General features: G+C 60.6%; 11 protein-coding genes and 1 tRNA gene. 3 read left to right on the forward strand and 9 right to left on the reverse strand.

Annotated elements, in window-relative coordinates:
- Positions 1-5: 5 nt before the first annotated feature.
- From sctR to BFP89_RS24645, 8 genes are read right to left on the reverse strand one after another with little or no spacing between them, the layout of a single operon-like run.
- The gene (sctR, locus tag BFP89_RS24610; protein WP_065888056.1) at positions 6-659 is read right to left on the reverse strand and encodes a type III secretion system export apparatus subunit SctR; all 654 of its coding nucleotides are present in this window, start codon (positions 657-659) and stop codon (positions 6-8) included.
- Positions 656-1,669 (reverse strand): FliM/FliN family flagellar motor switch protein, encoded by a 1,014-nt coding sequence (locus BFP89_RS24615; protein ID WP_065888057.1) that lies wholly within the window; start codon positions 1,667-1,669, stop codon positions 656-658. The genes sctR and BFP89_RS24615 overlap by 4 nt, the downstream gene beginning before the upstream one ends.
- Positions 1,666-2,130, reverse strand: a complete 465-nt coding sequence (locus BFP89_RS28005) for a type III secretion system HrpP C-terminal domain-containing protein (RefSeq protein ID WP_083208145.1) — start codon at positions 2,128-2,130, stop codon at positions 1,666-1,668. The genes BFP89_RS24615 and BFP89_RS28005 overlap by 4 nt, the downstream gene beginning before the upstream one ends.
- Positions 2,127-2,555 (reverse strand): type III secretion system stalk subunit SctO, encoded by a 429-nt coding sequence (locus tag BFP89_RS24625; protein ID WP_065888059.1) that lies wholly within the window; start codon positions 2,553-2,555, stop codon positions 2,127-2,129. Before BFP89_RS24625 ends, BFP89_RS28005 begins: the two co-directional genes overlap by 4 nt.
- A complete protein-coding gene (locus BFP89_RS24630; protein WP_065888060.1) occupies positions 2,542-3,900 on the reverse strand; it encodes a FliI/YscN family ATPase in 1,359 nt (452 codons plus the stop codon). Before BFP89_RS24630 ends, BFP89_RS24625 begins: the two co-directional genes overlap by 14 nt.
- Positions 3,897-4,796, reverse strand: coding sequence for an FHA domain-containing protein (locus BFP89_RS24635; RefSeq protein ID WP_176718441.1), 900 nt, complete (start codon positions 4,794-4,796; stop codon positions 3,897-3,899). Before BFP89_RS24635 ends, BFP89_RS24630 begins: the two co-directional genes overlap by 4 nt.
- A gap of 37 nt (positions 4,797-4,833) precedes the next feature.
- A complete protein-coding gene (sctV, locus tag BFP89_RS24640) occupies positions 4,834-6,927 on the reverse strand; it encodes a type III secretion system export apparatus subunit SctV (protein WP_065888061.1) in 2,094 nt (697 codons plus the stop codon).
- The gene (locus BFP89_RS24645) at positions 6,924-7,988 is read right to left on the reverse strand and encodes an HrpJ domain-containing protein (RefSeq protein WP_065888062.1); all 1,065 of its coding nucleotides are present in this window, start codon (positions 7,986-7,988) and stop codon (positions 6,924-6,926) included. The genes sctV and BFP89_RS24645 overlap by 4 nt, the downstream gene beginning before the upstream one ends.
- Positions 7,989-8,253: 265 nt before the next feature.
- Between BFP89_RS24645 and BFP89_RS24650 the strand changes: the two genes are divergently transcribed.
- From BFP89_RS24650 to BFP89_RS24660, 3 genes are all read left to right on the forward strand, one after another.
- Positions 8,254-8,805, forward strand: a complete 552-nt coding sequence (locus BFP89_RS24650; protein ID WP_065888063.1) for an RNA polymerase sigma factor — start codon at positions 8,254-8,256, stop codon at positions 8,803-8,805.
- A gap of 223 nt (positions 8,806-9,028) precedes the next feature.
- Positions 9,029-9,105: transfer RNA gene (locus BFP89_RS24655), tRNA-Met, on the forward strand.
- A gap of 158 nt (positions 9,106-9,263) precedes the next feature.
- On the forward strand, positions 9,264-10,043 hold the full coding sequence (locus tag BFP89_RS24660) for a PhzF family phenazine biosynthesis protein (RefSeq protein WP_065888064.1): 780 nt from the start codon (positions 9,264-9,266) through the stop codon (positions 10,041-10,043).
- 45 nt (positions 10,044-10,088) lie between these two features.
- On the opposite strand, the gene BFP89_RS29490 is transcribed toward BFP89_RS24660, so the two are convergent.
- Positions 10,089-11,110, reverse strand: a 1,022-nt coding sequence (locus BFP89_RS29490; RefSeq protein WP_256097381.1) for an AvrE-family type 3 secretion system effector, incomplete at its 5' end; no start/stop codon positions are given.

The following is an 11,110-nucleotide window of genomic DNA, read 5'->3' on the forward strand; positions in this document are numbered from 1 at the left end:
GCCGCTCAGAGATAGGAAAGAAACAGGCTGTCCAGCAGGCGCGACCAACCGGACACCATAACGAACAACAGCAGTTTGAGCGGCAGTGAGATGGTCATCGGCGAGACCATTTGCATGCCGAGCGCGAGCAGCAGGTTGGAGACAATAAGGTCGATGACGATGAAGGGAATATAGATCAGGAAGCCGATCTCGAACCCCGCCTGCAGTTGCGACAGCACAAATGCCGGGATCACCAGGATCAGGTCTTCGCGCTGTACCTCTTGCGCCATTTTTGGAGGCCACAGGCGCGCCGTATTTTCCAGCAGATGCGTCAGCACGTCAGGGTCCACGTTACGCAGCATGAATGCGCGCAACGGCTGGATGGCCTCATGCCCTGTCTGTAGAAACATCGTCAAGCTGCTCGTGTCCAGAGGGGTGACCTTGACGGTCTCGGCGATGTCGAAACCGACCGGCGCCATGATGAACAGCGTGGCCGCCAGCGCGATGCCGTTGACGGCCATGCTCGGCGGCACCTGCTGAACGCCGATGGCATTGCGGGTGATCATCAACACAATGACGATCTTCAAGAACGATGTGCAGATGATCAACAGCATGGGCATCAGCGACAACGCGGCGACGAATACAGCCAGGACGAGGGGATCTATCCCCTGAAATGTCATCGTCCGAACATCACACGGGACAGCTGCAAACCCAGGCGCCCGTCGACTTCCACCAACTGGCCCTGGCCAATCGGCCGATCACCGTAATAGAGACCCGCCATCCCCGGCGCATAGCCGGCAATGCCCAGCACCGCACCGGGCGCGAGGTTGCGCAACTCGCCCAGGGTCAGGCTCAGCGTGCCGCAGCGCACGTTCAGTGCCATGCTCAGCTCATCGAACGGTTCGTGGCCGAATACATCCACCACGGGCTCGCCCTCCTCGTCCCCAGGATAGTGGGGGGTTATGAATTCTTCGTCCACAGACGCGTCCTCGATTGAAGTAAGGGTCAGGCACAACGGCCCGCTGTTATCGTCGATGCATCCATGCAAACGCTGAGTACCCACCTGTAGGTAGCCATCTCCCTGGGCACGAAAAAACGTCTGCTCAAGCAGCACCACATCGCCGGCCCCCAGGCTGCGGGCTTGCTCAATGGGCAACTGCAAACGCCCGAGGGTCACCGCAATGACCAATGGAAACGCCGGCGGCAGCGGCCCGGCCGTGGTACGCCATGGCCCGGCGTCGCACAGCGCCAGGAAGCTTTCGGGGAGCAGCCACACATAGCCCTCGACCCGGGCCGCCCCCAGCGCCACAGTGAGTCGGCAGCCAAATGCCTTGGGCCGCGGGGCCTCCAGCAACCGCACATAACCCAGCAGCGCTCTTATCTGAGGGCTCAGGTGATGCTGGAACAGCGCCCAGAACCAGGAGTCCGGATCATTGCCGGACGGGGCCAATGTCACCGGGCATTCACCCAACAGGCTGAGCAACGGCGCCGCTTCAGCGAGCGCCAGCACACCACACGAGGTTTCAAGGCACGTGACCTCACCCGTCGCAGGAGCACGGCCCGGTTCGAGTCTTAATTGCCCCCGTTGTCCGCCCACCTGAAACGGCAGGCAAAGGCCACGGCCCAGTTGATGACGCGCCGCCACCGTGTCGCTCTTGACCGAACGCAAACTCAGCGGCCGCATTATCATGCGCAGCCGACAGTGGACAGGTGCAGGCTGACCGGTTGCCCCAGCGCCGCTGCGAGCTGATCTTCACAGGGTTTGCGCACGCCGCTGAGCCAACGCGCCGTCGCATCCTCCTGCGCCTCCAGGTCGATACTCCAGGCGCCCTGTTCGCGGCGCACGCGGGCGTTGATTCGTCCCAGACGAGGCAAATACAACGTGGCTTGAAGTGGCCACTGCGAGACGGCTTGCATACGAGGCGTCAGTTGTTCGGTGAGCGCCTCGATCATGGCCGCACTGCCTGAACGCTGCGTCGCCGACCGTGAGGCCTTCGCACCAGCACCCTCACCGTCACCTGCATCAGTCCACAGCTGAGCAAACAACCGCGTCAACTCCGCAGGCGCCACGCCTACGGTTCCAGACTCACGGTCCTCTCGTGTTTCACGCAGGCGTGGACGCTCAGCGGGTTTATCAGAAACCTGGGTCATGTCGGCTCCTGCACCAGTAAAAGGGATAATTCCTGGAGCTTTTCAACCTGCCGCAGGCATTCAGTGACGTGTTTCTGGGCACTGCCGACGCTGGCTTGCTTTTCTTCGCGCTGCCCCCTCAATGCCTCTAGCTGCCCCATTTCGCGCTGGGTATTGGCAGACAATGAACGCTCCTGTCTTCCCCAGGATTTCAGGGCCTGCAAGGTAATAACCTGCCCCTGGTGCTGGTTGAGCAATTGAGCACTCTGCTGCGCCTCCTCCTGCCGGGTTCGCTCAAGCGCATCCTGAGCCTGCTGGATATGCGCAAGTAGAGCCTGCTGGGCCCGCTTCGCTTCACGCAGCGCACGCTCGGCCCGGTCAGCCCGGTGTCGGCGCAGGCGACGCAGCGTCTCGACTTCACCGAGCAGCACGTCAGAATGGGACATCGGCGGTCAGCTCCTTGAGGTGTCTCAGCGTGGTTTCCATCGGTGCGGGCTCACGCAAGTCCTGGCGCAAAAAACCATCGACAGCCTGGCGACTGTCCACGGCGAGGTCAGTCAGCGCATCGCTGCCAGGCTGGTATTCGCCCAGCTTGAGCATCAGTTCGATCTGCTGATAGGCCGACAGCAACCGTCGCAAGGCCGTACCCGCCTGGATATCCGCAGGCTCGGCGACGTTGCTCAGGATTCGCGAAAGGCTGGCCAGTACATCCACCGCCGGATAGTGCCCACGCTCGGCCAACTTACGGGACAGTACGATATGCCCGTCGAGGAGCGAGCGAACTTCGTCGGCTACCGGATCGTTCATGGAGTCCTGCTCGATCAGTACGGTATAGATCGCAGTGATCACACCCTCGCGGGTCAACCCGGCGCGCTCTACAAGGCGCGGCAACAGGCTGTACACCGAAGGCGGCAGGCCGCCGCGTCCGAGGGGTTCGCCGGCGGCCAGGCCGATTTCACGCTGGGCGCGGGCGAAACGGGTCAGGGAGTCAATCAGCAGTAATACCCGTTTGCCCTTGCGCCGAAAGCCTTCAGCCAACGCGGTGGCCGTAAAGGCTGCACGTGCCCGCTCCATGCTGGAACGATCGGACGTTGCACACACCATTACCGCTTTGGCGCGCAGTTGCTCGTCGAGTTCATGATCGAGGAATTCACGCAGCTCCCGGCCCCGCTCGCCAATCAGGCCGAACACGATGACATCGCAATCAACGTTACGGGCGATCTCGGCCAATAGTGTGGTCTTGCCGCAGCCTGCCCCGGCGAACAGGCCTACACGCTGGCCTTCGCCCAGCGTCAGCAAGCCGTCGATCGAACGCACCCCGGTGGCGAGCGCGCGGTTGATGCGTGGTCGCTCGGTGGGCAACGGTGCCTCGCACAACACTGCGCTTGAGTCAGACACGTGCGTCTGGACAAACGCACTGACACCTTCTCCCGTGATCGGCCGGCCGAAACCATCCAGCACCTGTCCCAGCAATGCCGCGCTGACCTGCACCCGATGCGAGACCCCAAGACGCTCCACGCCGGCCCCCACCTGCACGCCTTCAAGGTTGCCCAAGGCACTGAGCACGGCGTCCTGTTGATCGAACCCGATGATCTCCGCCAGCATGTAGTCGCCTGGCTTCTTTTCCACCTGACACAAATCACCGATGCGCGCCTGAGGCAGCCGGCATTGCAGCAACATGCCGTTTACGCGCTGGATTCGGCCCCGCATTGTTACAGGCGAGAAACTGGCCAACGAGCGCGCCTGGCGTTCCTGCCAGGCGTCGAGGCGCGCTTGCAACTGCGCGTTCACCAGCGCACCTCATAACGCTGTACGCCATCGAAGACCACCTTGCTGTTGTCGATCAGCACCAGGCGCAAGCCGTCCACTTCATCACCGACAAAAAGTCGGCTGCCCTCCTCCAGAACCACGTGACCATTGGGCCCGCCCACGATCTGCACGATTTTGAAGGGCAGGGCTCCATCCCGCACGCGCACACGACTGATCACCGGTACTGCGCTATCGAACTGCTCGCCGAAACGGCTGAGCATGCGCGCGACCAGATCCACATCGTCCTGTGAAACGTCCCCACTGAGCGCAACTTGCCCATTGATCACTTGCAAAGTGATCCGCTGGCTTAATTCCCGATCGTTGAGCATCTTCAACAACTGCTGGCGCACCTCGAACGGCGAGGCCAGTTCAGGCTTTTGAATCAATGGCGGCATCAGCGATGCCTGAGCATTGCGCTCTCCACTGAAAATAATGCCGACCGCCGCCATGAGCACGGCAAACGCGAGGGCCAGGCTGAGCAAACGCTTTTGTTGGGACGATGGAATCGATGACAGTTTCAACGCCAGCGGGGCCTGCCCCCCAGGCTCGGAAGACGGCGGTACAGCCACGGGCGCCGGAGGCCAGGGCTGATCGGCAAGGCTGACACACAAGCGAACGGAGCCGATCAAGAAGACCGTGTTCAGCGCCAGCTCGCCGATCTGCGCCAATACCTGCCCATCGCTGTCTCTGATGAGTCCGGCTTCGGCCTGCACCGACCAACGATCATTGGCCAAGCGCAAACGTGCGTGATGCTCGACGACCTCGGGATCGCTCAACAACAGATCAGCGTCCGGGTTGGCGCCCAGGCTCCACTGCTCGCCAAATAACGGCAGCGCGGCGCCCTGGTGCAAGCCATCCAGCACTCGCAGCTCGAACATCATGGGGCCACCCTCGGCGGGCATATCAATAAAGGGTTCATGCCACGGCCCCGCGCAGCAGCTCGTCCTGACCCAGGTCGAATCGGCCCAGGACCTTTACCTTGGAATTGCTCCCCAGCTCGGCGAATGACATCACCGGCACATGGTTGAATTCATCCAACAACAGCGCGCGCAAGGGACTGCGCAGGTCCTGGGCCACCAGCAGCACACTCTTGGTTTTCGGCCGTAGTGCAAACGCCTGGTTGAGCAGGCCGACCAGCGCAGCACTGCTGTCGTTATCGAGGGCGAAAAACACGCCGCTCTGGGTTTGGCGCAAGGCTTCGCGCAGGATGTTCTCGGTGTGCGGCGACAGCAGCCACGCGTGCAGGCCATCGGCCTCGCTGTACTGGTGAAAGATCTGCGACTTGAGCGCGATACGGGCGTAATCGGCCAGGGCATCCGGCTCGCGCTCATGCTGGCCGTACTCGATCAGCGATTCGACGATCAACCGTACGGCACGCAATGGCACGCCCTCGGCCGCCAGGCGCTGCAGCACTGAAGAAAAACGTGAAAGCGGCATGATGCGTTGCAGCTCCTGCACCAGTTCCGGCTGGTTGTGTTCAAGCCAGCTGAGGATCGACTTGCTTTCCTGGATGCCAAGAAACCTTGGCCCGCTAAGCAACATCGCCCGCTTCATGCGTTCGATGACCAGGCTGTGGGCACTGAAACGCTCGACCTGCGGATCGTCGAGCAACGGATCATCAGGGCTGAGCCACAGCCAATCGGCTTCGTCCCGTTCAGGCAGCCCTCTTTCACCCCGCTCCGGAGGCTGCGCGAGGGCGGCGTACTCGACCGCGACACGGTCACTGAAAGTGGCCGTCACGACCGGGACTTCATGCACGCAAAAGCGCATCTCATCGACAGCCAGTGACTCACTGAACTCGGCTTCGAACGGCGGCAGCGTCAAGCCGATATTGGCAACCAGCGCATTTCGGGCCTGACGAATTTTTTGCACGATGTCGATGACCTCCGGGGCCCCGAACATCTGACTGTTGAATTGCAGCAGATACGGCCGTGACGGGTCGAAGCCACGCAAGTCTTCACTGCCGTTCTCTTCCGGACGCACCGCTTTCTCGTCCGCCGCCGCAGGGGCCTCCTCGCGCTGACGCTGGCGCATGAGGTAGTAGCCCAGGGCACCGGTCATCATCGAAATCAGAATGAACACCACGGTGGGCATGCCGGGGAGCGTGGCAAAGGCCAGCATGCCCACCGACGCGATCATCCAGCTCTTGGGCTCGCTGGTCATTTGCCGGGCAATTTCGGCGCCCATGTTGCTGACGCCCTTGCGCCCGTCCGGCGCCACGCGGGTGATGATCATGCCGGCCGTGAGGGAGATCAGCAGCGCGGGAATCTGCGCGATCAGGCCGTCACCGATGGTCAGGACCGAATACAGCGCGATCGACTCGCCTGCGCTCATGCCGTGCTGGAACATCCCGGTCGAGAAGCCCCCCAGCAGGTTGATGACCACGATGATCAAACCGGCAATGGCGTCGCCCTTGACGAACTTCATGGCCCCGTCCATAGCCCCGAACAACTGGCTTTCGCGCGATAGCTGCTCACGTTTGTCCCGCGCCTGTGCACCGTCGATCAGCCCGGCGCGCAAGTCACTGTCGATCGACATCTGCTTGCCCGGCATCGCATCCAGGCTGAAGCGGGCGGCCACTTCAGCGACCCGCTCCGACCCCTTGGTGATCACCAGGAAGTTGACGATGGTCAGGATCATGAAGATCACCAGGCCCACCGCCAGATTGCCGCCCACCACGAAATTACCGAACGCTTCCACAATGTCACCCGCGTCCTGCTCCAGCAGGATCAAGCGCGTGGTGGCAATCGATAACGCCAGGCGAAACATGGTGGTCAGCAGCAGGATCGATGGGAACGACGAGAACGCCAACGGCCCCGGCAGGTAGAGCGCCAGTACGATCAACAGGCAGGAAATACAGATATTCAACGCGATCAGGATGTCCACCAGCCAGGTGGGCAACGGCACAATGAAGATAAACACGATGGCCATGACCACCACCGCGCCGAGCACTTCGGCACGCCGCGCCACCTTGAGCAGCACGCCATTGATCGACGACAGCAGTGTCACCCGTACGTCCTCGTCTCGCCGGGGAATTTCAGGGGGCCGCGTTCTTCGCGTGCCCACTCAAGCATCACGTCCTTGAAGGCTTTCACGGCGCTGGCCTGGGATTGAGCATCAAGCCACCAGGCCAGGGGCAGGGCCTTTATCTCCCTGGACAATTCGTTGAGTGAACGCAGCCTGGCACCAAGCAGCGTGCCGCCAAATTCACTGGCCAGCCTTTGCACCTCGGCCGAATCGATGCCGGTACTGGCGTAGCCCAGAAAACGCTGCAACAGATCCACCGCATTCTGTTCAACGTTAAGGCGCTGGATCAACGCCTCGCAGTTGCCCAGCACCGAGCGCAACTCGCGACACTCGCCCAACCCCTTGAGCAGGAGGCGCAATTTTTCCGTGGGCACAGATTGTGTGTGGGCTGCTATGTCACCGTTCAGCGCCTGAGTCATCAGGCCGACGCCCCTGGAAAAATCCGTCGGGCCGTACATTTTCAACAGCGTTTGCAGCATCAACGCCAAGGATTGGCGCACGACCACAGAGGCGTAATAGAGCGCACGCACGTCCTGACGCTCCTGCGGGTCGGCGCTGGCTTGTTTCAATGCCAGGGCGATATTCAGACCTGCCTGGATCGGGCCGCCGAAATCACGCTTGAGCTCTCTGAGCGCGCCGCGTGCCAGGTCCTCTTCGATCCTCAATCCATTGGTCTTCGCTTCGCTGGCGATAAGCCCAAGCACCACGAAGGCACGAGCGGGATCACTGCCGGCAAGGCTGACCAGTTTTTCGACCGTGGGCTTGCGCAGCAACTCGAACCGAAGCCGGCGAACAATGGTTTCCAGCGTGGTTTGGCCAGGGTGACCCAGTTGCTCATACAGATGCACGAACTCCGCCACAGGCGAAACTTTCGCGCCAATGGATCGCAGGCCCAGGGCTTGCGCATTAAGTGTCACTTCTTCGGCGAAAATCTGCGCAATGTCATCCAGGGCCAGCGAACGGCTTGGCGCTTCGACAGTGCTGACACTGGGCTTGTCCAGGGGTTGGATCTGCTGCACATCGTTGAAGGATTCGACTTTCATGGGCGGGCCAGAATGGGAAGTTTGTGTCCCTATGTGGCAAGCCGCTGCGGTCCAGTTCCATCAAAACGTTTCAAGCCGATGGGCATGAAAATACTTGCACATCCACATCGAACCTTTTGCAAGTTACGGCACAAACAGCTGTACGAGCAATAATATATATTTATACAAATCAACTAGTTATGTGTTTTTCCCGTTTGGCACAGCCAGTGCAAAAGGGGTTCCTATCGAAACCATTTCGATCGAGCCTTTCCGGAGGAAAAACAACATGAAAATACCTATTGGTGATCTCGCTCACCTCGTCGGCAGTTCGCCTCAGTTCATGGTTCAACTGACGGACGACCAGCAAAAGAAACTGCGACGTTTCATTCATAAACGCGTGCTCAACCCCGAAGACGCGGACGACCTGCTGCAACTGACCTACCTGGAAGCATGGCGCAACCGAGAACGTTTCAGCGGCCAGGCCACGCTCAGCACCTGGATGTGCGGGATCGCTCAGAATTTGATCCGCAACCACTTCAGGCGCATGTATGCCAAACCCGTGCATTGCGAGTTCGATGAATCGTTGTGGCATGGTCAGGAGGAACGCAACAGCCTGGATTGGGAATTTGAAGTCAACCGACGCCTGGAAAAAACCCTGAACGCCATCGACCACCTGCCGGTGGAAATGCGCAAGACGCTATACGCTTCGCTCGAAACCGATGGCAGCTATCAGGACACCGCCGATGCGCTGGACATTCCCATCGGCACCGTACGCTCACGCTTGTCACGGGCGCGCGAACAACTTAAACGCGTGACCCACAACCCGCCGCAGCCGTAAGCCCCCGCTATAAAAAACGTTGGGCGAAAAGGATATCTGCCCAACTCGACCGACGCTTTACGTAAGCGGCGGCAAAAGACCGCAGCCTGAAAAGCCCCCCGCCGTTCACCCCGCCACTCGTCGCCATTTAGCCTGTTTTTCGTTAAACAGTTGAAAGCGTAGAAAAAAACTTAACAAAAGCCCTTGACGCATTCCCGTTCTACGCGAATAATGCGCGCCACTTGGCTACATAGCTCAGTTGGTTAGAGCATAGCATTCATAATGCTGGGGTCCGGGGTTCAAGTCCCTGTGTAGCCACCAAGTACTAAAAACGGCTTACCGAAAGGTAGGCCGTTTTTTTATGCCCGCAGGAAAGTCTCGCCAAGGTGCTTACGCTCAAAAATACTTCCCATCTGTATTTTGACGCCCCCGGGAGCCGCTGTTAGTGTCCAGCCTCCCCCCACCACGGAGCGCTCCCGATGCAACTGGACATCTACCAAGTCGACGCCTTCAGCCAGCACGCCTTCGGCGGCAATCCCGCAGCGGTATGTCCGCTCACCGAGTGGCTGACGGACGAGCAACTGCAACACATCGCCGCTGAAAACAATCTGTCGGAAACCGCGTTTTTCGTGCCCCGTGGTGATCTTTATGAACTGCGCTGGTTTACCCCGGAGGTCGAAGTGGACCTGTGTGGTCACGCCACTCTGGCAGCGGCGTGGGTGCTGATTCACAAGTTGCCGGACGCGCCCGCCGTGTTGCGCTTTGCCACGCGCAGCGGCGAGCTGCGGGTGACGCGCAATGGCGATGAACTGGCCATGGACTTCCCGGCCAGGCAACCCGAGCGCTGCGAGCCGCCAAGCGGAATGCTTAGTGCATTGGGGATCGAAAACGCCGAGGTATTCAGCACCGATGACTATATCGTGCTGGTGGAAGATGAAGCACAAGTGGCGGCACTCGCGCCGGATTTCGCAAGGCTCAGGGGCCTGCCCAAACGCGGGATTGCCGTCACCGCCAGGAGCACGCGCTTTGACTTTGTTTCGCGCTGGTTCGGCCCGAATGTGGGGGTCAATGAAGATCCGGTCACGGGTTCCGCGCATACGTCGCTGGCACCGTTCTGGGCCGAGCGCCTGGGCAAGTCGCAATTGACCGCCGAGCAAGGCGGCACGCGCAAAGGCCAATTGCGCTGCGAGCTGCAGGGTGACCGGGTCATCATCTCCGGTAAAGCCGTGCTGTATATGCACGGTGTGATTTATCTGTAAACGAGGCGGCTTGCTTTACGTCAAGCCGCTTTCATCCTGGCTGCCTCAGGCCACCGCATTCGGCGTTCTTATACGCTGGTCCGCCAAGTCGATGGTCAGGTCGTGGCGTGGCAGGGGGCTCAACGTATCGTTCAGGTTCATGCGCAACGGTTTGTCCGCATTGGCTCCGTATTCGAAGTCGACGTTGACGTGCTTTTGCGTGTGACTGAGCGACGCGCTGCTGAAAAAACTGAGCGTGGTCAGGGCCGGCAATGACATGCCATGGGTCTGGGTCGCGGTGTAGTTCATGCTCATGCTTTTCACACGCAGGTTGTCGGGATCTTTCAGCGCTCGCTTGATCAACGGCTCGGTGCTTTCGCCCGCCAGGTGACGACGCTCGATCGTGCGCAGAGCCTGCGGTTTGAGCTCCATGCCGAGCGTCACAGAGGTGCCTTCACCCTGCTGCAGTTGTTGGATGATCCGCGCGAACTGCGGGTCCTCCCCGAGCCACTGCACGATGGCGGCCTTGTTGCCCGGCGCGACATCGTCCAGCCAGGCAAATCGCCCGTTGTCCTGCAGCCCCACCCTTGTCACGCTGGATTCGACCGACGCCAGCTGACGCAAACCGGCTTTCATCAGGGTGTGCTGGGTCATGCATGTTTCCAGCGACTGGCCGATGGCGTGATAGTCATCCAGCTTCGTCGCTGAAGGAGGATGCGCCGCCATGAAACGCTGCAACATCGCCAACTGCTCCTGCAGGTCAGCCGACGGTGCCATGACGGCCAGGTCCTGCCGGAACTGCGGTGAGTACTGCGACAGACGCTTGTGGATATCCTCGATCTGAGCCTGCGTTACCGGTTGCGCAGGCTTGAAGGACAAATCGACGGCTCGGGATTGCCCACGGTCGAATTTCACCCTGGCCGACACTTCCGGCAAGGCAAAGGCGATAGCCGTCGGCCCGCCCGCTTCACCTCTGCCCAGCGCCAGCACGTTGACCGGTGCGAAGTTGGCCCCTGCTTCAGCCTCCCTCAGCCATTGCATGTGGCGCCCTTCGTGACGGCGGGTGTCCGTCGCTGAACGCTCGCCGG

Origin of the sequence: Pseudomonas sp. 31 R 17 (assembly GCF_900004915.1) — a bacterium.
GTDB classification, from domain to species: Bacteria; Pseudomonadota; Gammaproteobacteria; order Pseudomonadales; family Pseudomonadaceae; genus Aquipseudomonas; species Aquipseudomonas orientalis_A.